The organism is Candidatus Nitrosocaldus islandicus, from assembly GCF_002906215.1.
Classification (GTDB): Archaea; Thermoproteota; Nitrososphaeria; order Nitrososphaerales; family Nitrosocaldaceae; genus Nitrosocaldus; species Nitrosocaldus cavascurensis.
Genome location: NZ_CP024014.1, coordinates 70,947 through 93,551, shown reverse-complemented (window position 1 = coordinate 93,551; position 22,605 = coordinate 70,947). Strand labels below are relative to the sequence as shown.

Sequence of the window (22,605 nt, the reverse complement as noted above, 5' to 3'; positions counted from 1 at the left end):
GCTAACTCATAACCTACCATGTACTACCCTGCCATTGAGCATCACAGCCCTTATGCTTGATACATCTGCTCTATGCACTATTGCAGTGTATGGGTTGTGCATAGGCATTATATCAAGGCTATACTTGTCTATGAACAGTGCATCTGCATACATTCCTTCAGCAAGGTATCCTAACCTGTTTAGCCTAAATATCCTTGCTGGGTTAACAGTAACCATCTTGATGATCTCTCTAGCATCTATGCCTCTACCCTTATCGCTTTTGTACATGAGCCTTGAGACCTTCCATAGATAATCCATCTCCCTGAAGAGATCTGGAGAGTTGAGCATAACGTTATCAGTGCCTATTGCAACAGAGCATCCAAACCTGAGCATATCCCATACCCTTGGCATCCCTACACCTAGTACAGCATTTGCCCTTGGGCATACAACTATACCTATACGCTTGGATGCTGCAAGCATGAGTTCATCATTGCTTGCAACTGTCATATGCACTAGAAAGTCTGGTCTTGTTATGCTTAGTATCCTGCTAACCTCGCTCATGCCAAACCTCTCCATAGAGTATGCCTTTGACTCCTCTGATTCGCATGCATGCATGCCGAATACCTTGCCCCTTGATATTGCTATAAGTGCTAACTGCTCCAGCGCCTTTCTACTATACTCATTCGCCCCACTCAATCCAAATCCATCTGCTACACCTACAACATTCAAAGCCTCTTCAATAGCATTATCTGGAAGAGGTTCATCATCCCCTGCATAGCTGTAGTGCTCAACCCTGCCCAGTGCAAGATACCTCATCGCTAAACCATCCATACTCTCCCTTAGCATATTCACACCGTTCAGCCCTTGCTCCCTAAAGTCTATGAACGTTGTGATCCCTTTGCTTAGCATTGCTAGTGCTGAGGATCTTATGAAGTGCATTATATGCTTGCTCATACTCTTGCTCAGCACCCTACTCTTCACACCAAATACTGGATGTATGCTCTCGTTGAACCCTAGGTTGTATGTTACATCCTTTGCTATTGAATCTGCTATATGGGTATGTGCGTTTATGAATGATGGTATCATTAGCAAGCCCTCACAGTCTATGCTATAATCAGCATCAACATAAGAAGTATCAGAATCGTTGGAGTTGGACTGTCTTCCATTATTATCATCATCAACAATAACATCAACATCCTTGATTAAGCCAGTGCAATCATCCACTGTTATGCTTGCCCTTTCAAGGAACTCAAGATCGCTACCATATAGCATACTGATATTCCTTATCCTTATAAGCAACTCAACTCAACCACATTATCAACAGGAAGAACCTGACTCTTATCTTCTTGCATGATATCAATCCTCTTACTCTTACTCTTGCTCCCATCCATACTCTTCCTCATCTCCCTTATGCTATCGAGTGCTCTAGTTGCAAGCATGGCAGCACTCCTTGCATCCCTAGCAATGCCTATTCCACATTTAAGCCTCACAGAGGTCTTTGTCATAACATCTCTAATAGCCTCTTCCACCTCCCTCTTCCCTAACCTACTAGATACTACCATGAAGTTATCCCCGCCCAAGAAGAATGTTAACGATCCCTTCTCCAAGAACCTCTCAGCAATCTCAATATGTAGCCTCGTAACCAGCAATGATATCTGATATGGTAAGAGCCTAGAACTTACATCAGTTGTTGAGCCATCAACATCTATATGCATTATCTGCACCAACCCATCACCTTCTAATTTATTGGGATCATCTGCTACAAACAAACCTCTACCTACTGCACTACTTGCCATCTTTGCACTCTTATGTGCCTTGTAAGGGGTATCTGCAATGCCTATCCTCATGCTTATGTTAAGATCGTATGAGGTTGTTATAGCATCTAGAATGCTCCTATGCTCCTCTACGCTTATCCCATTGCTCACAGCGAACATCTCATCGAACCTATTGAAGAATACTAGACCATTCCTCTTTGAGAACTGCTCCTGCATATCACTATATAGTCTTGATTGGAGTATCTGTAGTCTATGCTCCCTATCACTCCCAAGGGTTGCTGTCCATGGTCCATAACCCTCAAGCCTTATGAGTGTGATCTGTATCATCTCCCTTCCTGCACCTGTTGCCTGACCTACCTTATCACAATCGTTCCTCCTGCATCCTCCCTATTAGAGTCTATGCCCTTGCCATTATCCTTGCCCTTACCCTTACTCCTTAGCATCCTAAGCCTCTTGACCATGTTCACAGCAGCGCTCACTGCCCTTGTAGATACTGGATTTATCCTATCAACTGCCTGCTCATAGTTCATCCCAGGACCAGATATGCCCAATGCAACTGGTTTGCCATACCTAAGCGCTAGATCTGCTATAAGCCTTGATGCATTTAATGCTACGATTTCATCATGCATGGTCTCACCCTTGATGACAGCACCTAGAGTGACTACAGCATCCACATCATCCTTGCTCAAGAGATCTGCTACAAACAATGGCATATCGAACGTTCCTGGGACATAGCATATGTACCTTATCTCTGCATTCAACTCTTTGGCATGGTTGCATGCCCTCTCAAGCATGCTAGAGGTTATCTCACCATTGAACTCAGCAACTACTACCCCAAGCCTAATTGTATTGGTAGCAGTATCATCATTAAAGGTATGGCTAGACATACCCATTCCAATTCAATCTACACCATCTTCAGCAGTATCATCATCAATAAGCATCGATGCATCAAGGATACAGAGACCATGCCTCTCAGCATACCTCTCTGCCTTTTCAAATGGGAGTGCATTGTATGTTGTTGAGTCGAGCATCTCACATATAGCAACTGCTGGAAGAAGTCCTGCCTTCTCTGCCAGATATATAGCCATCTCAGTATGCCCCCTCCTCTCCTTGAGCAGGTTCTTTGCTGCTATGAGCAATGGCACATGCCCTGGGGATCTGAACGAGGATATGAACTCTGCAACCCCATCCTCTCCATTAAGCACAGATGCTGCTACGCTTGCCATCTTCGATATGGTTAATGCTCTATCCCTATCTGTTATCCCTGTGTATGTATCCTTGTGGTTTATGGTTATTGAGAATGCTGGTCTATCTCCATAGGGAGAGCATGTTGATACCATGCTCCTCAACCTACCATCCAATGCTAGATTGAGGAGATCATGCATGTAGAGCAAGCCCAATCTGCTTGCAACATCATGACCCAATGCTAAGCATATCAACCCCCCTGCATCTCTACGCATTGTAGTAATACTCTTTGGGGTAACGAATTGGGCAGGGATGAGCATATCAACCTCATCCTCCCTATCCTTACTATCATGGAGTAGTACAAACCTCCCATCTCTCAACGCATCTATAGCATCCTCAAGGCTCGATCTAGATCCTATCTTGCTTCCTACCTTCAACCCCCTTTTCATTGCCTTCTCCTGTAACTCCTGGGAGTAGCATTATAAATCTTACTAATTATTTTGTATCTACTAATATATTGGTATGCTCTAGGAGGTTTGCTAGGTACCTAGCAATCATATCAACCTCGATATTAACAGTATCGCCCTCACGCTTTCTACCTAGGGTTGTTACCTGTAGTGTATGTGGTATCAATGCTACAGAGAATCTGTTGTCCTTGATGCTAGTAACTGTAAGGCTTACACCATCAACAGCAATGGAACCCTTCACTGCTATATACCTCATCAGAGAATTAGGGACCTCTATGCTCATAATTACCTGATCCCTCTCCTCCCTCCTCTCAACTATCCTGCCTATACCATCCACATGCCCTAGAACAAAATGCCCATCTATGCTATCCCCTACCCTAAGGCTAGGCTCAAGGTTAACACTATCTCCTCTCTTAAGCATGCCTAGATTAGTTCTTGCAATAGTCTCTCCTACTAGGTTGAACCTTGCTCTACTACCTTCTAGTGCAACAACTGTCAAGCATACACCATTAACTGCTATGCTATCCCCTACACCAACTCTAGCAGCGATCTCCTTGATATCTACTGTAATGGTCATTGCACTACCTTCACCCTCACTCATCCTTACATCCTCTACTATGCCCATACACTTGATTATACCTGTGAACATATACATCATCTCACCATGGATCAGTCTGTGCTGCTACCTATAGCCTCCAGTAGTGCCTTTGCCCTCTTGTAGTGTACAGCATCAACCATCCTGCCTTCAAGCCTAACAGCACCTCGCCCTTGCTTCATAGCCTCCTCCAACGCTACTACAACCTTCCTTGCCCACTCAATCTCATCCTTGCTTGGCACGAAGACCTTATGTACAGGCTCTATCTGCCTTGGGTGTATTATGCTTTTCCCCTTGTAGCCTAGCCTCATCCCTAGCATAGCATCCCTTATTAGCCCATCCACATCATCAACTGCCTGCCATATACCATCTATTGCATATACACCTGCTGCTCTAGCATCAACAGGGATCTTTGCTCTAGCATAGTTGAAGCCTATAGCATCCTCAGCATACTCTAGCCCCATATCATGCATAAAGTCGAATACACCAAATATTAAGGCTGAGACCCTATCACTTGAAGATGCTATACTGTATGCATTAACAACACCCCTTGCACTCTCTATAGATGGCATGATCTCTATGTTCTTTCCTATACCATACTTCTTCTCAAGTTCATCAAGCACCTCTGCTACCTTTGTAACCTCCCTTGCCTCATTAACCTTGGGTATAACTATACCATCAAGCCCCTCATCAACTACCTTCAGATCATCCTTAATCAGTCCTGAATCTGGCGAGTTCACTCTAATGTATAGTTCAGATGCGTAATCCTTCCTAGCCTTTATAGCATCCCTTACCATTGTCCTTGCCCTATCCTTCTCATCCATTGGTACAGAATCCTCAAGGTCCAAGCATATTATATCTGCCCTTAGGGTCTTTGCCTTCTCTATGAACCTTGGGTTGTTACCTGGCACGAAGAGCAGTGTCCTTATCAGCCTACCTGCTATGGTCATGGCATATAACAGGTTAGGAGATGATTTAGTCTTTACTCTCCTTCAAATAATATATAAAAATAATGATAATAGTTTAGAGTTTGGATGGTGTTGTTACCAACTTGCCTATTATCTTATTCTCCATCATCATCACATGCCCCTCAACCATCCTGCTGAATGGGAGTACATCATGCACATACGGCTTTATCTTGCCCTTTGAGACCCAGTATATAACCTCGCTCAGTTCTGCCCTTGTACCTTGTGTTGAGCCAAGAAGGTTTAGACCCTTGAAGAAGAGGTATCTTAGGTCCAACTGTGCATCATAGCCTGTTGTTGCTCCAGTGGTTACAAGCGTACCACCCATCTTAAGCAACTTAACCTCATCAAGGAATACTGATTTGCCTATATGCTCAAATACAACATCAACTCCCTGCTTGTTCGTATACTCCCTAACCTTCCTTGCCCAATCTGGCTCTCTATGGTTAACAACGTAATCTGCCCCTAGTTTCCTACAAACCTCCATCTTCTCATCGCTCCCTGCAGTTGCTATAACTGTGCAGTTGAATAGCTTGGCTATCTGTATGCCTATACTCCCAACACCACTAGTACCTCCCATTATAAGCACAGTCTGCCCTGGATGTATCCTTGCCCTACCTACAAGCATGTGCCATGAGGTCATCCCAACCATGGATACTGCTGCAGCATCGGTGAAGGATACATTATCTGGCAACTTGACTACGTTGACCTCTGGCAGTTTTGTGTACTCAGCGTATGCACCATCTAGAGGACCAGTCTGGAAGCCCCATACAAGCCTCTCATTGCAGTCATACTCCCTGCCAGAGATGCAGAGATCACACTTCCTGCATGATATGTTTGAGTGTGACACTACCCTATCTCCCTTCTTGAACCTTGTTACCTCTTCACCAACCTCAACAACTGTACCAGCAGCATCACTTCCAGAGATGTGGGGCATGGGAACCTTTATTGGTTCACCCCATATAGCCCAGAGATCGTTGTAGTTGTAGGCTGCTGCCTCAACCTTTATGAGCACTTCATTAGCCTTTATCTTCGGCACATCTATATCCTCTATCTTAACAACCTGTCTTGGATCCTTACTGTGTTCCCTGAATACTGCTGCCTTCATTAAGGCATGAGTTGGTTCAAACATTAATATACTTTATGAAGCCATAAGCATTAAGATTAAACTAGGTAGGTTATTAAATGTTAAATAATATGCTGCTAGAACAGCAGTAATGCCGCTCTATGGTCTCTTTGGGGAGCATACAGTTGAGAGCTGTCCATTGTACAATGAGAAGAGCAGGAGTACAGTCCTTATAATAAGCGAGCGTATCGATGAGGTAGCAAAGAGGCACGGTGTAAGGTTCTTAGGCATGTACCACTCTGCATTGGAGCATACATTTGTATGGGTTGCTGATGCTGAGGATGCACATAGGCTTCAGAGGTTTGCAATGGATCTTGATATAGCATCGTTCAATGCTTTGAAGATAGTGCCATTGGGAACCTTCAACGATCTAGTTGAGGCATGCAAGAGGTTGGAGTCTTCGAAGCCAAGATAAATAATAATATAGTAGTTCTTTCTTATCTTTTTAAATCAGTACCTTGCATACTACTGCAATGAATATAGGTGTAATTGGTATAGGGGCTGGTGCAGCAATAATTGTGATAGGTGTATTGGCAATATTCATATCTGGTGATGAGTTTGCCTTCATAAGGGGGATGATGCTCATAGTAACTGGGATACTGATATTTGGTTTATCATTTAGGTTCAAGGCCATAAGGTATGGTAGTGCTAAGGATAGGGAGAAGGGCAAAGATAAGAGGTAGAAGAGGAGAGAGGAATCAATTAATTAAGGAAGGAAGGAAGAGGATGTAGAAAGAAGGAAGGGATGGGAATCATCTTATAATTTAAGATCATCATCCCCTATATTACAAAATGATGATAGAATAGGTTAAATAGTGGAATAAGAATGCTAGATTATGCCAACTGCATATGTGTTAATAAACTGCGATCTAGGAGCAGAGGAGGAGATAATAAAGGAGATAAGGAAGATACCAGAGGCAAGGGAGGTTGCTGGAGTATATGGTGTGTATGATATAGTGGCAAAGATAGAGTCTGATTCGATGGACAAGTTGAGGGAGATAATAACGTGGAAGATAAGGAGGATAGACAAGGTAAGATCAACGTTAACTATGATAGTTATAGAGGGCCAAGGGCAGCAGGTTAAGAAGTGAGCACTAGCAGCCTCTTCAATGTGGCCAAGAACCTTGCTATATCATCCTCGCTGTTGAAGAAGTGAGGAGAGACCCTGACTATTTTCTTCTTTAATACCTCTCTCTCAGCAACTATTATGCCCTCTCTCTCAAGATCTCCAACCAGTCTCCTAACCATAGTATCGCTATCCTTATCATTGAAGTTGAATGACACTATGCTTGATCTCAGCCTAGGATCATCTGGCCCATAAAGCTTTATGAGTTTATCATATTGATGATTCTGTAATTCTTCCCTTATCATCCCCGCAAGGTGCATATTCCAGTTCCTTATCTTTGCTATCCCTATGCTATTTATGTACTGTAACGCTGTAAGCAATCCAGCAAGCAGTGCATATCCTCTAAACCCAGCCTGCATCCTGTAAGGCATCTCCCTGTAGCATAGTCCATCATGTATGAATGCTGACTCTCCTCCAACATACAGTGGTTCAATATCATCCCATGCATCTCTACTGCAGTAAAGTATGCCCAAGCCAGGAGGTGCACATAACCACTTGGATGATGGGAATGCGATGAATGAGCAGCCTAGTCTCTTAACATCAACATCCATGCACCCAACGCTCTGTGCAGCATCAACGAATAGGTGTATCCTCCTATCGCTATCCCTTAACACCTTGCTAACCTCCTCCACTGGTAAGATGAGGCCAGTGTTGAAGAGTACATGGCTCAATGCTACAAGCCTTATCCCTTCAGAGTTAACGATCTTCTCCAACTCCTCAACATCTATACTCCCATCCTCATCCTTGAGGTTGAGTGTTCTTATCGTTACTCCTCTTCCATCCCTCAACCTTAACCATGCATAATGGTTTGCAGGATGCTCATGCTCCCCATCCCTTATAACTATAGCATCACCCTTGCCTATCTTAAGAGAGTTTGCAACGATGTTTATGGCATGGGTTGTGCTCTGTGTGAAGATTATCTCATCCTCCCTACAGTTTATCAGCCTTGCAACCTCCTTCCTAGCTCTGCTCAAGAGCTCATCCAACATAGATGCTGATGCATTAGAGTCTGGACCATACTCATCGTAGGAGATGAGAAAGTCTGTTACAGCCTTTATTGCTATGAATGGTACAGGTGCGCTGGATGCGTTGTTAAGGTATATGCCCCTCATCCTTGGGAAATCCCTCTTTATAGAATCTGGATCCAAATTCATTATTATCGGTACATACTTACAATGGTGTACAATTTAAAGATATGAATATGGTAGGGGAGGGGAGTGAGGAGGAAGGGAAAAGGAAGAAGAGGAATGATGTGTTGCTAACCCTGCTTGATTGCTATGGTATCAACCTTATTGTAGCAGAGGATGCCCTAGCAAGGATATGCCTACTATCAAGCCTTGTAAGATCTTTAGATGATGGTAGGATAGTGTACATAGATCTGGATACAGTATTCACTGCATATGTGATGCATGGTATCATGGGCATAAAGGAAGAAGGAAGCAAGGGCGCAAAGATCGATATAATGGTGCCAGATATAGGCAGGGTTGAGGATCTGCTTGCTACTGCTTGCTCAAACATAGATGCAGATACAAGGTTAGTGGTACTTGATTCAATACATGGATTCTACCATCTCTACGATAGGGTTAAGGTAACCTCACTCAACCAACTCTTAACATCATACATAACATTACTTGCAATGCATGCAGAGAGATACTCCATACCATTCCTAGTCACTAGTATAAGGAAGAAGAGGATAGTTGAGGGAGTAGGAACTACACAGGCATACAGCAGCAGATACCTATGGAGTAAGAGTAGTACTATAATCTCAGCAAGGTACTCCAGTAGAGATTACATGCTTATGGTACGTGTAGTGAAGCATAGAATTGATATGCTTAAGGATACCATACATGCGTTGAAGGTTGCAAATTATTGATACACACCATAACAGTTTGATATGAATCATGCATACATTCCTCTTTCATCAACAGATGGTTAATGTTTGTAAACATAATACGTACTAGCAAGTTGGTCTCTAGCATGTAGAATCCTATCTATCTACCTTTTTTCCCTCAGCAAGATATCATATATACATTCATCTATTACTACTACTTACCTTCTCCAACTCTTCTATTGCCTTATCTGCTAGCGTGTTCCTCTTTGGGGTTGTTACTATAAAGTAGTTCTTATCAGCCCTTTCCACTGCAGTAACCTTCCTATACTTTAGGGTTGAGAGATCGAACTCCATCAAGCCTTGCTCTATCTCCTTCTTTGCATAAACCATGAGTATATGATCTCCAGAGAGGGGGGAGAATGGTAGTAGGGCGAATGTGTACCCTCTATAGGTGTGAAGGGTCATAATCTGTTTCATCAGTGGTGCAATAGTTACAAGGTATGCCATAACCTCTTCAACGTTCTGAAACTCCTCATAGTCGAACTGCATACCATACTCTCTTCATATGTTGGATATAAGGGTTTTATTTGTTCTTTAGTTAATAATACATCTCTCTACTACCTTACCTCTTTCCATACATCATTTAAATGTCCTAAAACCATCTGCAACCATCTTCTCATACACCTTTATAGCCTCTTCATACTTCAATGGTCTGCTTTGAGCCTTAACATAGCCCTCTGCATCGCACAATGCTATTATATATCCTTCATCACCAACCTTCTCCATCTTCACCAACTCCTCATCGCCAACTGGTTCAAACGTTGAGCCTTTGCGCTTGACAGTCTTGAGTAGGTAAGCAAAGCCTGTGTACTCAAAGAGCCTGTACTGTGCCTTCCTAGCCCTCTCCTGTCCTATCTGTACAGCCTCATGGTACTGCATGTATGCATATGCTCCTCTCTGCATGAATATTAACCATTGCTACGGGTTAAGCATTTAAGTTAGGTTCAAGCAATACCATTGATAAGATTGAATCTCATGGTTGCTGCCATAGGTGTTGGTATAGCTGCGCTGATAGTTGGTATAATAGTATTGCTACCATATCTAGGGCAGGGGCAGCAAGGGCAACAACAGCAACAGGGCGAGCCAACTGCTATTCAGGAACTTGTAATAGACTTGGATAGCGTGAATGTAAGCAAGGGTGGTGATGATACAACAACGATAGAGGTTACATTCAGTGTACTCAACCTTAGCAGAACTACAGTTATACTTGAGAATATAAAGTATACATTGTATGCAGATGGTGTAAGGCTTGGGGACTCTATGATAGGAGAGAGCCTAGAGGGCATAGTAACTGGTAGCGGGAAGACAAACTACGTTCTACCAAATGCACAATTACTTCTCAAAGATACAATAAAGGTTACCAAGGTTAAAGGCTTAGAGGGGATATGGGATGCACTTGTTGAGGGGAAGGTTAGGTGGAATGCAAATGGTACATACTCTGTAACTGGATGGCCAGAGAGGAATTTTGATGTAGCAAGATAGCATATACTATGATTATAACTATCATAATCGATTATAGAGAAGATGGATTAATTGTAAGTGCATAAATGCTAAAATAGTTAATAGTGGTATGTAAGTATAAGGCGATGATTGGTGATAAGGTTAGCAATATTCGAGGTACAGAAGGACAAGAGCAAGAAGGGGATGCTAAGTAATGAGGCAAAGAGGCAGAGGGAGATAATAGCATATCTGGCAGTTGAGCAAGACCCTGAGTTGAGGACAAGGATAGCAATAGCACATGCCTTAGCATCAAAGTTCAATACACGCTGGCAGAACATCTACTCAAGCATATTCAGGGATCTGGATGAGATACTGATACCAACAAACATAGTCAGGGAGAAGGGTAGGCTGCCTCCAAAGCGTGGGCCTAGGGCACTACAGCATGAGGGTGTGCCATACTACGAACTTACGCAGGCAGGAATGCTTGTAGCCTCATGCTTGGATGAGTTGGGCGATGCAAAGATAAGCATACTTAGGCAGTGTATCTATACAATAGAGCAGGATATGTTGAGAGATGGGCTGCTCTTACTGCTTGAGGTTGCACCATCCCTAACTCTAAGGTTGATAGGTGAGTATGTGATGCACTATAGCCTAGATATAGATAGCATGGTGCCTATAACTGCAGATAAGTTCAGATATGTTCTTGCAGAGAGCATAAGGGCAGAGTTAGAGTTCATAGAGACGTTCATGAGTCTTAGCAAGGATAAGAGGAGCGAGTTGGTAAACTTCATGCAGATGCTCTCTCAGTAAGATTAAAATTCTCTTACAAAAGAGAGTATAGCGTACTGGTATGGCTCATGATCATGATAAGGTGCTTGAGAGTATAGTTGGTAAGGTTGTATCTCAAGTTGAGAACGATCTCATCTCTCAGATAGAATCATCTTATGCTCAATCACTTGAGAGGTTAAAGGCATCAAGAGCAGGTGTAGAGTCTGAGTATAGCAAGATAGTTGAGGGTGCAAGCAAGCAGGCTGAGAACCTGAAGAGGCAGATAGTTGAGAGTAGTAGGCTTGCTGTAAGGAACAAGCAACTCCTCCTCATAGAGGAGGCTGTAAACGATGTATTCAAGCATGTTATAGCAAGGATAGATAACATAAGGGCAGATGAGAGGTACGAGGCTATGATGAGAAGGCTTATAGAGAATGCATTGGATGCAATTGGTATGGATGCTGTGCTAGAGTGCAATGATAGTGATAGAGATGTTGTTGACAGGATAGTGCTAGAGTTGCAGCACAAGTACAACTTCAGCATAGAGATTGGTAACAGCATAGACTGCCTAGGAGGTATAAGGGCAAGGTCCAAGGATGGTTCAATAATACTGGATAACACACTTGATAGCAGGATAGAGAGGATGAAGCCAATACTAAAGAAAGATATAGCCAGACTCTTTATGGTGTGATGATATGGTAGCAAAGGGAAGGATAATCTGGATAAGCGGGCCAGCAGTGAAGGCAGATGGAATGGCAGAGGCAAAGATGTACGAGACGGTATACGTTGGGGAGTCAAGACTTATAGGCGAGGTTATAAGGCTTACAGGGGATACAGCATTCATCCAGGTGTATGAGTCAACCTCTGGTCTTAAGCCAGGTGAGCCAGTTATAGGTACTGGGAACCCCCTCAGTGTGCTCCTAGGCCCAGGGCTTATAGGAAGGATATACGATGGGATTCAAAGACCTCTAGATGATATAGCAAAGCAGTCTGGTGCATTCATAAGTAGAGGTATAGCAGTAGATCCAGTTGATAAGAAGAAGAGGTATAGATTCATCCCAACAGTAAAGGTTGGTGATGAGCTTGAGCCAGGGAGTAGGTTGGGTACAGTAGAGGAGACACCGTTGATAAAGCATCATATAATGCTTCCTCCAGACAGCCCTGGAGGCAAGGTTATTGCTATAGAGAGTGAAGATGCTTACGATCTAGAGCATCCAATAGCAACACTTGAGAAGAATGGGAGAAGGTATGAGGCAAAGATGTACCATTACTGGCCTGTTAGGAGGCCTAGACCATTGAGGGAGAAGTTAGATCCAGCGATACCTTTGATAACTGGGCAGAGAGTAATAGATACGTTCTTCCCAGTTGCAAAGGGGGGTACAGCAGCAATACCTGGAGGTTTTGGTACAGGTAAGACAGTTACTATGCACCAGATAGCAAAGTGGGCAGATGCACAGGTTGTGATCTACATAGGGTGTGGGGAGAGAGGTAATGAGATGACTGAAGTCCTTGTTGAGTTCCCTCATCTAACCGATCCTAGATCTGGTAGACCATTGATGGAGCGTACAGTGCTTGTTGCAAACACAAGCAACATGCCAGTTGCTGCTAGAGAGGCAAGTATATACACTGGAGTAACCATGGGCGAGTACTACAGGGATATGGGCTATGATGTTGTTCTAGTTGCTGATTCTACAAGTAGATGGGCTGAAGCGTTGAGGGAGATGAGTGGGAGGCTTGAGGAGATGCCTGCTGAGGAAGGCTATCCATCCTATCTAGCATCAAGGCTTGCTGAGTTCTATGAGCGTGCTGGTAGAGGAATAGCATTGGGTACACCAGAGCGCATAGGCTCTGTAACACTCATAGGTGCTGTATCACCATCTGGTGCAGACTTTACCGAGCCTGTAACTACACATACCATCAGGTTCATAAAGACCTTCTGGGGTCTAGACACTAGATTGGCATACTCTAGGCATTATCCAGCAATAAACTGGATGATAAGCTACTCAGGCTACGTTGATAGCATAGCAAAGTGGTGGATGAAGAATGTTAGTGAGGAGTGGCTCAGGTTGAGGGAAGAGGGTTACTACATACTCCAGAGGGAGGATACGCTCAAGGAGATAGTTAGGCTTCTAGGCCCTGAGGCTCTTCCAGATGAGGAGAAGTTGGTGCTAGAGGTTGCAAGGATGATAAAGATAGGCATACTTCAGCAGGCAGCATTCGATAAGATAGACACATACTGCAGCCCAGCAAAGCAGTTCAAACTACTAAGGCTCATGGTTGGGTTCTATAGAGAGGCACAGAAGGCATTGAAGGCAGGGATCTCATTGGCCGATATAAGATCCATGCAGATAATAACAAGGATGCTCAAGGCAAAGTTTGAGATAAGCGAGGAGGAGATAAGCAAGATAGATGCTCTATACAATGATATGGTTGAAGAGTTCAAGGCTTTAACTGCTAGGGAGGTGAAGCAGGTAGTTGGTTGAGGTTGGTGTTGAGTACACAAAGGTTAGTGAGATAAGGGGACCATTGCTGATAGTTGAGGGTATAAGCAAGGCATCGTTTGATGAGCTTGTAGAGATAGAGACCATAGATGGGATAAAGAGGTTAGGCAAGGTACTGGAGGTAGGGCAGGGCAAGGCGGTCATCCAGGTCTTTGAGGGTACAACAGGGTTGAGTGTTAAAGGTACTAGGGCAAGGTTCCTAGGTAAGACCATGGAGGTCCCAGTATCACAGGAGTTACTTGGTAGGATATTCGATGGTCTTGGAAGGCCAATAGATGGGCTTCCAGAGCCTATAGCAGAGGAGTTCAGGGATGTGAATGGTGCACCAATCAACCCTGAGAGGAGGGAGTACCCTAGAGACTTCATACAGACTGGTGTATCTGTGATAGATGGTATGTTAACACTGGTTAGAGGACAGAAGTTACCAATATTCTCAGGTTCTGGTATGCCCCACAACATCCTTGCTGCACAGATTGCAAGGCAGGCAACAGTTGTAGGTAGTGGGGAGGAGTTTGCAGTTGTCTTCGCTGCCATAGGCGTGCAATACAGTGAGGCTCAGTACTTCAAGCGTAGCCTTGAGGAGAGTGGAGCACTTAGGAGGAGCACGCTCTTCCTTAACCTTGCAGATGACCCAGCAATAGAGAGGATAATAACACCTAGGGTAGCATTAACAGTTGCAGAGTATCTAGCATTCGATCTTAACATGCATGTCCTTGTCATACTTACTGATATGACCAATTATGCTGAAGCATTGAGGGAGATAAGCGCTGCGAGAGAAGAGGTTCCAGGGAGGAAGGGTTACCCAGGTTATCTATACACAGACCTCGCAACGATATATGAGAGGGCAGGTAGGATAAAGAATATCAAGGGAAGCATAACACAGATGCCAATACTCTCAATGCCAGCAGATGATATAACCCATCCAATACCAGACCTAACAGGCTATATAACTGAAGGGCAGATAGTGCTTAGCAGGGATCTATTCAGGAGGGATATATATCCTCCAGTTGGTGTGCTAATGAGTCTAAGCAGGCTCATGAAGGATGGTGTAGGAGAGGGTAAGACTAGAGCAGATCACATGGAGGTTAGTAACCAGTTGTATGATGCATATGCTAGGGCTCAAGAAGTTAGGGCATTATCAGAGATAGTTGGGAAGGCAGGGCTTACAGGCGTTGACCTTAAGTACCTTGACTTTGGTGATGCATTTGAGCAGCAGTTCCTCAAGCAGAGTGTTGATGAGAATAGAACGTTAGAGGAGACGCTGAGGAGGGCATGGGATGTACTCTCAACCCTTCCAGAGGGTGAGTTGACAAAGATAAAGGAAGTGCATATAAAGAAGTACTACAAGGCTAGGGGGTAGTTGGTTGATAGATAGATGGATGAATGAGTGGGTGGATGGGAGGATGCAAGTGATGATGGTTATGCATAGTTGGCGATGCTGTAGTTTAGGCTCATGAGAAGGGAGGAGGATGGTAGCATATGTCATTCTCTAGCAGGAGTATAGTCCCAACAAAGATAGAACTCATAAGGTTCAAGCGCTCTCTCAAGGTTGCAAAGATGGTACACAAGATACTTGATGACAAGCGTGAGGTTCTATTGAAGAGGATAGATGAGATGATAGAGGAGGCAAGCAAGGCTAGAGAAGAGATATGGGCACCACTGCAGGATGTGTACGATGCAGTTAGGGATGCATATCTCACACTTGGTACAAACACTGTAGAGGCAATAGCATCCCTAACCCCTCCATCCATGGAGGTTGATGTGAACGTTAGACGCATCGTTGATGTTAAGGTACCAACACTGCAGGTAGCATACAAGGATAGCAAGGCAGTACTCTCATACAGCTTTGCTGATACCAATGCAGCAGTTGACAAGGCTGCTAGACTGATAAAGAACCTACTTCCAGGTATATACAAGGCTGCAGAGTACGAGAATGCAATATTCAGTCTAGCAAAGGAACTGGAGAGGACACAGAGGCTCATAAACGCTCTAGAGTATGTTATAGTGCCATACTACGAGCATGCAATAAAGTTCATAGGCCATGTGCTTGAGGAGAGGGAGAGGGAGGAGTTTGTGAGGCTCAAGAAGGTCAAGAGTACCCTTGAGAAGAAGAAGGGTATGGCTGCAGGGGTTGAGGCTTTGAGTAAGGGTGAGGAAGGGGAGGAGAAGGAGAAGGAAAAGGAGGAGGTAGCATTAGCAAGATGAACGAGGCTATAGATACCCTGTATAGGGAGGCTGAGGAGAGGATCAAGCAGGAGAAGGATAGGATTATTGCAAGGATAAGGGATGAACTTAGGTTAGCGAAGCAGAGGGTATTTAAAAGTTAGTTAGGTTACATTTTTTATATATTTTATCCCCATACCATCCATATTTACTCTTAGGAATTGGTTATCTACAAATACATGCAAGATCCACTTTCACTTGTAAAATCCAACACTTTCTGAGTTATAGTTAAATATAGGTAATCTTAACCCATAGCCAAATGAGTTATAGATCTCTTGCTTTAGTGATTGGCGCAGTGGCAATGGCAATAACGATGATGCTAACAGTAGCAGCAGGAAGTGCTTTTGCACAGGAGGAGCAGGTAGCAAAGACTGTTGTGGGAGAGCAGATGCTTGGTGCTGCAATAGCATTTGGGCTTGCAGCACTTGGAGCAGGACTAGGTCTGGGTTACGTTGGTGCTGCAGCACTTGCAGCAATAAGCGAGAACCCAAAGATCCAGTCTAGGGTATTCATATTCATAGGTATGGTAGAGTCTATAGCAATATACGGTCTAGTGGTAGTCTTCATAATACTAGGGCAGTAAGAGGGTTAGAGATACAGAAGGAATTTTTAAACCATCCAATGTAAGGAAGGAATGAGGTGAGCGGATAGATATGCCACTGGTCAAATTGCAAAAGGTTAGCCTCATCTTGCCTAGAAAGGAGGCTGCAGATGCCATAAACAGGCTAGCGGAACTGGAGTGGTTCCATCCAATAAACAAGGAGTCACACTACACTAATCCAGACATAGATGATCTCCTGCTAGATGCTAGCAGATTGCTCCAATCAATAGAGGATGTTGTAAAATCACTCAACATCCAACTGGAGACTGGAGTGCTTGATACTATGTTCAAGGGTGCACCAAACATCAAGACCAAGCTTGTGATATCTGATCTTGAGGATCTTATAAAGGACTTGGAGGCTAGGAGCAAGCCAATCATTGAGGAGGCTAGATCACTACTAACTGAGCATAACAGGGTAAGCAAGGTGCTTGAGGAGTATAAGGGCATAAGGGAGGTTCTAAGGACAGCATCCAACATAAACATGAACATAGATACCATGAGTATGATGAAGAGGTTCTACGCATCCATATTCATAGTAGGCAAGAACGATGTTGCAGAGATAGAGAGGAGCCTTGAAGGTGTATATGTTAAGAGCATAGGCTCAAGTGAGTTGAATACAACACTATTGGTTATAAGCACTAGGGAAGATGCAGAGAAGGTTGTTAAGGTATTCAGAACATTCGATGTACATCCATTCACAATACCCAAGGGGTTATCTCAGAACCCAAGCGAGGCATATGCACAGGTTGAGAAGGGTATAGCAGAGTATGAGAGGAAGAAGGAAGAGGTGGAAGAGGCTATAGAGAGGTTCAAGGCTAATGTTACACCAACCATGCTCTCACTCCATGAGGGTGCAAAGGCAGCAAAGGATGTACTCGAGACTATGCGCAAACCAGCAGGCACAAAGAACTTTGCACTCATAGAGGGTTACATACCTGCAAGTATGGAGAAGAGGTTCAGAGAACTCAGCAAGGACTGGGTATGCATAGTTGAGGATGTTAGTGAGGATAACCCAGACTCCCCAACACTTATGCAGAATCCAACGTACATGAGGACGTTCGAGGTTATAACATCCCAGCAAGGTATACCTGTAAGGAAGGAGAACGATCCTACCCCAATGATAGCATTTGTATGGCCAGTATTCTATGGTCTCATGTTTGCTGACTTTGGTCAAGGCTTCCTGCTCTTCCTGCTAGGCATGCTCTTGAGGGTTAGAGGTGTTGGTAGCATAAGGAGTTGGGGCACACTACTTGCTGCAAGTGGGCTTGGTGCTACAATTGCAGGCTTGATAACTGGGGAGGTCTTTGGCTGGCATATAGACAAATTTGCTGTATTTGAGCCATTGCTTCATACACAGTTAGGCTATATAATAGGCATACTTGATGTATCAGAACTCAGCATAGAGCAGGTGCTTAGGGTGCTTGAGGTATCAGTAGCTATAGGTGTAGCACATCTTGTCAGTGCATTCATCCTTAGGATAATAAAGGGCTTCAGGGAAGGGAAGGGGTTCGAATCCATAACTGTACACATACCATCGCTCATAGGTTATCTATCGGTAGTAGCATTGATACTCTCTGCCATAGGTGCTGGGTACGATGTCATAGGGATGTTCAGCCTTACAGGGATCAGGCATGAGGAGCCTGTGCCATGGATAACACCCATACTTGGTGACTGGGCAAGGGTTGAGATAGTTGCAGATGCTGCAGTTACAGCACTAATAGCAAGCATGGTAATACAGTTGCTAGGACACATGATTGAGGCTAGGAGGCATGCGCATGGTGGAGAGGGTGAGGAGAGCGGGATGATAGGAGCTGTTATGGAGGCATTCTTCATAAGGCCGTTGGAGTGGCTCTCACATACGATAAGTTACAGCAGATTGGGGATAATGCTCATAGTCCATGTTGCTTTAATGGTTACTATAAACAGCGCATACATCCAGTTTGAGAGCCAAGGTAACATAGGAGGGGGTATAGCAGTGCTAGCAGGGGGTAACCTTGGTGTTATGATGCTTGAGGGGCTCATAGTATACATACAGGCAATAAGGCTGCACCTGTACGAGTGGTTCCCCAAGTGGTACTCTGGCGAGGGAACAGAGTTCAGGAAGATAGTGCCTAGGATGCTCTACACAATATTCATCTGGGAGGGCAAGGATAAAGCCATGAGAGATGCAGGTGATGATGAGAGGAAGAGAGTTGCTAGGGCTAGTAGTAGCGGTATTAGCGGTTAGTAATAATAACAAGATTATTATTATTCAATAGAATATTATTATTAGCGTTGTTGAAGGTAAGGCAGATACAACTTCTTCATTATTACCTCAGGAGTCATCTTCTGCTCTATGCCCGTTGCTATAGCAGAGAGGTTCCTAACCTCTAGCGCCCTTAACTTCAGCGCTGCTATTATGGTTGAGTGCTTGAACATGGAATGATAAGTTGCTATGTACCTGCTGTACAGCATATCCTCAAGGTTCTTTTCAAGGATTGCTATAGCATCTATATCACTTGTATACTGCTGTGGTTGTGGTACAAGGTTCCTATACGCTGTGTTTGCCAACTCAGCAATTGCACTGCTAACACTCTCTGCAGATATCATCTTCTGCATACTCTCAACAGTCAGGGTTGGGAGTCTTACTGGGTTGAGTGGCATTATAGAGCTGCCAGGCTTGTAGAGGTCTATGGCTGGTACCTTGCTTACAACCAGCCTCCTTATCTGCTCCTCCTCAAGATTCCAGAACTTTGCTCTTAGTATGGCAAGTATGTTATACGCATCTATCTCAGGCACTATTATACCCTTTACATCAGAGTCACGCCAATGTGCTGCAAGAGCCCTAGCAAGCATAAGGTAGAATGTGTGATCTAGGAATGTATCGAATACCTGCAGATCTCTCTTCTCCTTGTACACATTCACAGCACTCTGCACATCCTCCCCAAACTCATTCCCTGCAAGGCTTGCTACTGCCTCATCCAGATCCTTTGCTACCAGTGCTTTAACAACAACATCCCTTCTACCAAGGAGTTCTTCAGCACGCATATTCACGTAAGGGAGTATCTCCTCATAGGATCTGTTTAGTGCCTTTGCCTTAAGTATAACCTTCAGGTTGTATATTATGTACCTTATAAAGTATGTATTGAGCAGTTCAGATTCTCTAGCAACGTTTGCTAGACTTGAGTGGAAGTTCACAAGATCCTCCCTTAGAGCACCCTCTACAGCAACAGCAGTGTATGGTCTCTGTAGCCTAGATACAGCATCAACGTACCTTGTGTTCTTAAGCCTTACTATGAACTCATCCATATCCCTTGACTCTGCAAGCATCTCAAGCACTTCCCTAGAGAGTAGGGAACCCTTGGTAGCAAATGATTTTACAGTGCCAAATATCCTGTTTGGTAGGCTAAGTGGTGCCAACTGCTAATCACAATGCATATGTGTAGAGGGGATTTTAACTTTATGCTTAAGATAATAGAAGAGGCAAAATAAGAACCAAGGCTTTCCATTACTTACTTATTCAAGCATAGCAGTTAGAGCATCGCTTATCCTTCCAATGAATGCTAGAGTTACAGCATGAATTGCAAATCCTGCTACTGCTGCAATCGCTATGTTACCAGTAAGACTGTTAACGGCAAGTATAACCCCTGCCAAAGGAAGTACTATTATTAAAGCAAGCATCGTGCTCACCCATGCCCCTTTCATCAACACACCTGGATCTACATTGTTCTGCCTTGCCCTCCTCATAATCCTCCCAGCGCTTATCTGCTGCGTACTCATCTCATCAATCTTCTCTCCTTACTCATATTTTAAAAATTGTATGCCAATAATCATAATCATAAATAAATTATATCAATAAAGATAGATTATATCCCTATCAGATTATAATCTTTTGATTATCACAATTATCTATTTGTAAATCTAGACAGTTTTATGATAATAACAAACTTATATATATGATTCATATAATATAAAGTAAATCTTTATAGAACTATGATAGGAGGATCTGGCTATCCTGCTATCGATTCCAGCATATAGTTCTGATATAGTAAATTTTTTAATCAAGTTCTGCGAATAGATGGTATATGTCCCTAATGGTTGAGGGTAAGAGTAGGTATAGGATAGAACCAAGGCTAGAAGAACTGCTCTCCAAGTTTGAGCATGATGCTGAACCATATGATAGGCTTGCTGCATACTCTTTACTGCTTATACCAATAGGTGCTGTAGCAATAGCACTAATGTTATTCTTAACTGGTCCAATAACCATAGGGTGGAAGGTATATCTTGCGATGGCATCTATAATGGGTCTGCCATTTGCAACCTACGCTGTATCCCTTTACGCTGATAGGAAGAAGCATGAGATCTCAAACACAAAGTACAAGCCTGTAACTGGTATATGCATGTGCGATCTCAGCCAACTCAGATACCACATGATAAGGTTTGAGAAGGCTGATAACTATGCAGAGAAAGCAAGGCATGCAAGGATGATGGAGTACTATGCTGAGAGGATAGGGTTAGGGCTCAATAGATGCTTGATATCAACTCGTTAGCCTCTAACATCCTGCCACAGTACCAACACCTTAATTTTTGTTTCTCTCTATCTATAACCTCTATCCTGCTTGCTATGCTCTTCTCTGCATTGCTTACACATGATGGGTTTGGGCAATTGAATACACCTATCAGCAGATCTGGTAGCTCTACCCTCCTCTTCTCCTTAACTCTATACTCACTAACTATATTTATTGTTGCCCTAGGTGCTATAAGTGCTATCTTGTTGGTCTCATCTACAGCAAGCAACCTATTCTCTATCTTGATTATATCCTTCTTCCCAAGCTTTACGCTAGGCACGTTCATCGCTACTGTAATAACATTACCTTCCCTGCCAGTTATGCCTAGAGCCTTAAGTACGAGTAGTGCCTTACCCGCATCTATATGATCTATAACAGTACCCTCCCTTATCCTCCTAACTAGGAGTTGCTCCTCTGTTGTTGCTGACATGTACTAATTGCATATATAGTGGTTTATAATCTTCTTGCTCATGGATAACCCGTTCTATAGAAGGGATGTGATCTCAACTAGGGATATAGCAAGGGATGAGTTAGAGATGCTCTTCAAGGCAACTGATAGGATAAGGGAGATGAGCATGCAGGAGAGGCTAAGCATATGCAAGGGAAAGGTTCTCTGCTACCTATTCTTTGAGCCTAGCACTAGAACAAGGCTGAGTTTTGAGATAGCAATGGCATCCATAGGTGGTACAAGCATAGGTATAGCAAGTGGCAAAGAGTCATCCATGGAGAAGGGGGAGAGCCTTGTTGATACTATAAGGGTTGTTGACTCGTACAGTGATGTTATAGTGCTTAGGCATTGGCTTGATGGCTCTGCAAGATTGGCAGCAGAGGTTGCAGAGAAGCCAGTTATAAATGCTGGGAGTGGAGCAGAGGAGCACCCAACACAGGCAATGCTTGATCTATACACGATGATGAAGGAGAAGGGTAGGATAGATGGACTCAAGATTGGTATAGTTGGAGACTTGAAGTACAGTAGAACTGTATACTCTCTACTCTATGCTCTTGCTAGATATAGTGTGGAGGTACATCTTATAGCACCACCAATGCTTAGGATACGGAGGGAATCCCTTTATGCATTAGACTCCTTGCACATCAAGGAGCATGATTCTATAGATGAGGTTATAGATGTGCTGGATGTTATATACGTAACAAGGATACAGAGGGAGAGGTTCCCAGATCCACATGAGTATGAGAAGGTAAAGCATAGTTACATAATAGATGGTAGAGTGCTAGAAGATGCAAAGAGCGATGCTATACTGCTCCATCCATTGCCTAGGGTTGATGAGGTAGCATATGAGGTTGATTCTGATTCAAGGGCAAGGTACTTCAAGCAGGCCTCCTATGGCAAGGATGTTAGGGCAGCACTACTAGCATTGATCATAAACCCAAATCTCCCAGTATAATCATTTATGTATG

Annotated in this window: 28 protein-coding genes; 15 read left to right on the top strand and 13 right to left on the bottom strand. The window is 43.6% G+C overall.

Going from position 1 to position 22,605, the window contains the following annotated elements; all coding sequences use genetic code 11:
* Positions 1-6 precede the first annotated feature (6 nt).
* From CRG89_RS00490 to CRG89_RS00460, 7 genes are all read right to left on the bottom strand, one after another.
* On the bottom strand, positions 7-1,278 hold the full coding sequence (locus CRG89_RS00490) for an amidohydrolase family protein (RefSeq protein WP_103286445.1): 1,272 nt from the start codon (positions 1,276-1,278) through the stop codon (positions 7-9).
* A complete protein-coding gene (locus tag CRG89_RS00485) occupies positions 1,269-2,081 on the bottom strand; it encodes a GTP cyclohydrolase IIa (RefSeq protein ID WP_103286444.1) in 813 nt (270 codons plus the stop codon). Before CRG89_RS00485 ends, CRG89_RS00490 begins: the two co-directional genes overlap by 10 nt.
* A 26-nt stretch (positions 2,082-2,107) precedes the next feature.
* Entirely contained in the window at positions 2,108-2,641 is a 534-nt protein-coding gene (gene ribH, locus CRG89_RS00480) for a 6,7-dimethyl-8-ribityllumazine synthase (protein ID WP_103287837.1), read from the bottom strand.
* A 12-nt stretch (positions 2,642-2,653) separates the two neighbouring features.
* Entirely contained in the window at positions 2,654-3,388 is a 735-nt protein-coding gene (gene ribB / locus CRG89_RS00475; RefSeq protein WP_103286443.1) for a 3,4-dihydroxy-2-butanone-4-phosphate synthase, read from the bottom strand.
* A 46-nt stretch (positions 3,389-3,434) separates the two neighbouring features.
* The gene (locus CRG89_RS00470) at positions 3,435-4,055 is read right to left on the bottom strand and encodes a riboflavin synthase (protein WP_158648637.1); all 621 of its coding nucleotides are present in this window, start codon (positions 4,053-4,055) and stop codon (positions 3,435-3,437) included.
* Positions 4,056-4,075: 20 nt separating this feature from the next.
* On the bottom strand, positions 4,076-4,951 hold the full coding sequence (locus CRG89_RS00465; protein ID WP_103286441.1) for an HpcH/HpaI aldolase/citrate lyase family protein: 876 nt from the start codon (positions 4,949-4,951) through the stop codon (positions 4,076-4,078).
* Between the two features lie 73 nt (positions 4,952-5,024).
* A complete protein-coding gene (locus CRG89_RS00460; RefSeq protein WP_103287836.1) occupies positions 5,025-6,074 on the bottom strand; it encodes a zinc-binding dehydrogenase in 1,050 nt (349 codons plus the stop codon).
* Between the two features lie 109 nt (positions 6,075-6,183).
* Here CRG89_RS00460 and CRG89_RS00455 point away from each other — a divergent pair, with 109 nt between their 5' ends.
* The 3 genes from CRG89_RS00455 (at position 6,184) to CRG89_RS00445 (ending at position 7,183) form a co-directional block, all read left to right on the top strand.
* A complete protein-coding gene (locus CRG89_RS00455) occupies positions 6,184-6,507 on the top strand; it encodes a DUF3303 family protein (RefSeq protein WP_103286440.1) in 324 nt (107 codons plus the stop codon).
* 58 nt (positions 6,508-6,565) lie between these two features.
* The gene (locus tag CRG89_RS00450) at positions 6,566-6,775 is read left to right on the top strand and encodes a hypothetical protein (RefSeq protein ID WP_103286439.1); all 210 of its coding nucleotides are present in this window, start codon (positions 6,566-6,568) and stop codon (positions 6,773-6,775) included.
* 153 nt (positions 6,776-6,928) lie between these two features.
* Entirely contained in the window at positions 6,929-7,183 is a 255-nt protein-coding gene (locus tag CRG89_RS00445; RefSeq protein WP_103286438.1) for an Lrp/AsnC ligand binding domain-containing protein, read from the top strand.
* On the opposite strand, the gene CRG89_RS00440 is transcribed toward CRG89_RS00445, so the two are convergent.
* The gene (locus CRG89_RS00440; RefSeq protein ID WP_158648636.1) at positions 7,173-8,366 is read right to left on the bottom strand and encodes an aminotransferase class V-fold PLP-dependent enzyme; all 1,194 of its coding nucleotides are present in this window, start codon (positions 8,364-8,366) and stop codon (positions 7,173-7,175) included. The two genes, CRG89_RS00445 and CRG89_RS00440, sit on opposite strands and share 11 nt — an antisense overlap.
* A gap of 47 nt (positions 8,367-8,413) precedes the next feature.
* Between CRG89_RS00440 and CRG89_RS00435 the strand changes: the two genes are divergently transcribed.
* The gene (locus tag CRG89_RS00435) at positions 8,414-9,091 is read left to right on the top strand and encodes a hypothetical protein (protein WP_103286436.1); all 678 of its coding nucleotides are present in this window, start codon (positions 8,414-8,416) and stop codon (positions 9,089-9,091) included.
* 159 nt (positions 9,092-9,250) lie between these two features.
* On the opposite strand, the gene CRG89_RS00430 is transcribed toward CRG89_RS00435, so the two are convergent.
* Positions 9,251-9,598 (bottom strand): hypothetical protein, encoded by a 348-nt coding sequence (locus CRG89_RS00430; protein ID WP_103286435.1) that lies wholly within the window; start codon positions 9,596-9,598, stop codon positions 9,251-9,253.
* 90 nt (positions 9,599-9,688) lie between these two features.
* Positions 9,689-10,012 carry a hypothetical protein gene (locus CRG89_RS00425; protein ID WP_103286434.1) on the bottom strand — a complete coding sequence of 108 codons (324 nt, stop codon included), beginning with the start codon at positions 10,010-10,012 and terminating at the stop codon, positions 9,689-9,691.
* Between the two features lie 72 nt (positions 10,013-10,084).
* Here CRG89_RS00425 and CRG89_RS00420 point away from each other — a divergent pair, with 72 nt between their 5' ends.
* From CRG89_RS00420 to CRG89_RS00385, 9 genes are all read left to right on the top strand, one after another.
* A complete protein-coding gene (locus CRG89_RS00420; protein ID WP_103286433.1) occupies positions 10,085-10,591 on the top strand; it encodes a hypothetical protein in 507 nt (168 codons plus the stop codon).
* 111 nt (positions 10,592-10,702) lie between these two features.
* Positions 10,703-11,359 carry a hypothetical protein gene (locus tag CRG89_RS00415; protein WP_103286432.1) on the top strand — a complete coding sequence of 219 codons (657 nt, stop codon included), beginning with the start codon at positions 10,703-10,705 and terminating at the stop codon, positions 11,357-11,359.
* A gap of 40 nt (positions 11,360-11,399) precedes the next feature.
* On the top strand, positions 11,400-12,008 hold the full coding sequence (locus CRG89_RS00410) for a V-type ATP synthase subunit E (protein WP_103286431.1): 609 nt from the start codon (positions 11,400-11,402) through the stop codon (positions 12,006-12,008).
* A gap of 4 nt (positions 12,009-12,012) precedes the next feature.
* A complete protein-coding gene (locus CRG89_RS00405; RefSeq protein ID WP_103286430.1) occupies positions 12,013-13,800 on the top strand; it encodes a V-type ATP synthase subunit A in 1,788 nt (595 codons plus the stop codon).
* Positions 13,793-15,178, top strand: a complete 1,386-nt coding sequence (locus CRG89_RS00400; protein ID WP_103286429.1) for a V-type ATP synthase subunit B — start codon at positions 13,793-13,795, stop codon at positions 15,176-15,178. Before CRG89_RS00405 ends, CRG89_RS00400 begins: the two co-directional genes overlap by 8 nt.
* A gap of 119 nt (positions 15,179-15,297) precedes the next feature.
* Positions 15,298-16,023: a V-type ATP synthase subunit D gene (locus tag CRG89_RS00395; protein ID WP_103286428.1), complete on the top strand. Its 726-nt coding sequence runs from the start codon at positions 15,298-15,300 to the stop codon at positions 16,021-16,023.
* The gene (locus tag CRG89_RS09075) at positions 16,020-16,145 is read left to right on the top strand and encodes a hypothetical protein (protein WP_269459685.1); all 126 of its coding nucleotides are present in this window, start codon (positions 16,020-16,022) and stop codon (positions 16,143-16,145) included. The genes CRG89_RS00395 and CRG89_RS09075 overlap by 4 nt, the downstream gene beginning before the upstream one ends.
* A 197-nt stretch (positions 16,146-16,342) precedes the next feature.
* Entirely contained in the window at positions 16,343-16,624 is a 282-nt protein-coding gene (locus CRG89_RS00390) for an ATP synthase subunit C (RefSeq protein ID WP_103287835.1), read from the top strand.
* A 70-nt stretch (positions 16,625-16,694) separates the two neighbouring features.
* Positions 16,695-18,869 (top strand): V-type ATP synthase subunit I, encoded by a 2,175-nt coding sequence (locus tag CRG89_RS00385; protein WP_103286427.1) that lies wholly within the window; start codon positions 16,695-16,697, stop codon positions 18,867-18,869.
* 41 nt (positions 18,870-18,910) lie between these two features.
* On the opposite strand, the gene CRG89_RS00380 is transcribed toward CRG89_RS00385, so the two are convergent.
* Both CRG89_RS00380 and CRG89_RS00375 read right to left on the bottom strand, forming a co-directional pair.
* On the bottom strand, positions 18,911-20,041 hold the full coding sequence (locus CRG89_RS00380; protein ID WP_103286426.1) for a V-type ATPase subunit: 1,131 nt from the start codon (positions 20,039-20,041) through the stop codon (positions 18,911-18,913).
* A 96-nt stretch (positions 20,042-20,137) separates the two neighbouring features.
* Positions 20,138-20,401 (bottom strand): hypothetical protein, encoded by a 264-nt coding sequence (locus tag CRG89_RS00375; RefSeq protein WP_103286425.1) that lies wholly within the window; start codon positions 20,399-20,401, stop codon positions 20,138-20,140.
* A 305-nt stretch (positions 20,402-20,706) separates the two neighbouring features.
* Between CRG89_RS00375 and CRG89_RS00370 the strand changes: the two genes are divergently transcribed.
* Positions 20,707-21,171 (top strand): hypothetical protein, encoded by a 465-nt coding sequence (locus CRG89_RS00370; RefSeq protein WP_148695087.1) that lies wholly within the window; start codon positions 20,707-20,709, stop codon positions 21,169-21,171.
* On the opposite strand, the gene pyrI is transcribed toward CRG89_RS00370, so the two are convergent.
* Positions 21,143-21,619: an aspartate carbamoyltransferase regulatory subunit gene (gene pyrI / locus CRG89_RS00365; protein WP_103286423.1), complete on the bottom strand. Its 477-nt coding sequence runs from the start codon at positions 21,617-21,619 to the stop codon at positions 21,143-21,145. The genes CRG89_RS00370 and pyrI overlap by 29 nt on opposite strands.
* A 40-nt stretch (positions 21,620-21,659) precedes the next feature.
* On the opposite strand from pyrI, the gene pyrB reads away from it, so the two are divergent.
* Positions 21,660-22,592, top strand: coding sequence for an aspartate carbamoyltransferase (gene pyrB / locus CRG89_RS00360; RefSeq protein WP_103286422.1), 933 nt, complete (start codon positions 21,660-21,662; stop codon positions 22,590-22,592).
* Positions 22,593-22,605: the final 13 nt, after the last annotated feature.

What these genes read in the sequence shown, in the direction of transcription:
- CRG89_RS00485 (WP_103286444.1), bottom strand. Translation starts at nt 2,081, where the DNA reads ATGATACAGATCACACTCATAAGGCTTGAGGGTTATGGACCATGGACA.
- ribH (WP_103287837.1), bottom strand. Translation starts at nt 2,641, where the DNA reads ATGTCTAGCCATACCTTTAATGATGATACTGCTACCAATACAATTAGG.
- ribB (WP_103286443.1), bottom strand. Translation starts at nt 3,388, where the DNA reads ATGAAAAGGGGGTTGAAGGTAGGAAGCAAGATAGGATCTAGATCGAGC.
- CRG89_RS00470 (WP_158648637.1), bottom strand. Translation starts at nt 4,055, where the DNA reads ATGTTCACAGGTATAATCAAGTGTATGGGCATAGTAGAGGATGTAAGG.
- CRG89_RS00465 (WP_103286441.1), bottom strand. Translation starts at nt 4,951, where the DNA reads ATGACCATAGCAGGTAGGCTGATAAGGACACTGCTCTTCGTGCCAGGT.
- CRG89_RS00460 (WP_103287836.1), bottom strand. Translation starts at nt 6,074, where the DNA reads ATGAAGGCAGCAGTATTCAGGGAACACAGTAAGGATCCAAGACAGGTT.
- CRG89_RS00455 (WP_103286440.1), top strand. Translation starts at nt 6,184, where the DNA reads ATGCCGCTCTATGGTCTCTTTGGGGAGCATACAGTTGAGAGCTGTCCA.
- CRG89_RS00450 (WP_103286439.1), top strand. Translation starts at nt 6,566, where the DNA reads ATGAATATAGGTGTAATTGGTATAGGGGCTGGTGCAGCAATAATTGTG.
- CRG89_RS00445 (WP_103286438.1), top strand. Translation starts at nt 6,929, where the DNA reads ATGCCAACTGCATATGTGTTAATAAACTGCGATCTAGGAGCAGAGGAG.
- CRG89_RS00435 (WP_103286436.1), top strand. Translation starts at nt 8,414, where the DNA reads ATGAATATGGTAGGGGAGGGGAGTGAGGAGGAAGGGAAAAGGAAGAAG.
- CRG89_RS00430 (WP_103286435.1), bottom strand. Translation starts at nt 9,598, where the DNA reads ATGCAGTTCGACTATGAGGAGTTTCAGAACGTTGAAGAGGTTATGGCA.
- CRG89_RS00425 (WP_103286434.1), bottom strand. Translation starts at nt 10,012, where the DNA reads ATGCAGAGAGGAGCATATGCATACATGCAGTACCATGAGGCTGTACAG.
- CRG89_RS00420 (WP_103286433.1), top strand. Translation starts at nt 10,085, where the DNA reads ATGGTTGCTGCCATAGGTGTTGGTATAGCTGCGCTGATAGTTGGTATA.
- CRG89_RS00410 (WP_103286431.1), top strand. Translation starts at nt 11,400, where the DNA reads ATGGCTCATGATCATGATAAGGTGCTTGAGAGTATAGTTGGTAAGGTT.
- CRG89_RS00405 (WP_103286430.1), top strand. Translation starts at nt 12,013, where the DNA reads ATGGTAGCAAAGGGAAGGATAATCTGGATAAGCGGGCCAGCAGTGAAG.
- CRG89_RS00395 (WP_103286428.1), top strand. Translation starts at nt 15,298, where the DNA reads ATGTCATTCTCTAGCAGGAGTATAGTCCCAACAAAGATAGAACTCATA.
- CRG89_RS09075 (WP_269459685.1), top strand. Translation starts at nt 16,020, where the DNA reads ATGAACGAGGCTATAGATACCCTGTATAGGGAGGCTGAGGAGAGGATC.
- CRG89_RS00390 (WP_103287835.1), top strand. Translation starts at nt 16,343, where the DNA reads ATGGCAATAACGATGATGCTAACAGTAGCAGCAGGAAGTGCTTTTGCA.
- CRG89_RS00385 (WP_103286427.1), top strand. Translation starts at nt 16,695, where the DNA reads ATGCCACTGGTCAAATTGCAAAAGGTTAGCCTCATCTTGCCTAGAAAG.
- CRG89_RS00375 (WP_103286425.1), bottom strand. Translation starts at nt 20,401, where the DNA reads ATGAGTACGCAGCAGATAAGCGCTGGGAGGATTATGAGGAGGGCAAGG.
- CRG89_RS00370 (WP_148695087.1), top strand. Translation starts at nt 20,707, where the DNA reads ATGTCCCTAATGGTTGAGGGTAAGAGTAGGTATAGGATAGAACCAAGG.
- pyrI (WP_103286423.1), bottom strand. Translation starts at nt 21,619, where the DNA reads ATGTCAGCAACAACAGAGGAGCAACTCCTAGTTAGGAGGATAAGGGAG.
- pyrB (WP_103286422.1), top strand. Translation starts at nt 21,660, where the DNA reads ATGGATAACCCGTTCTATAGAAGGGATGTGATCTCAACTAGGGATATA.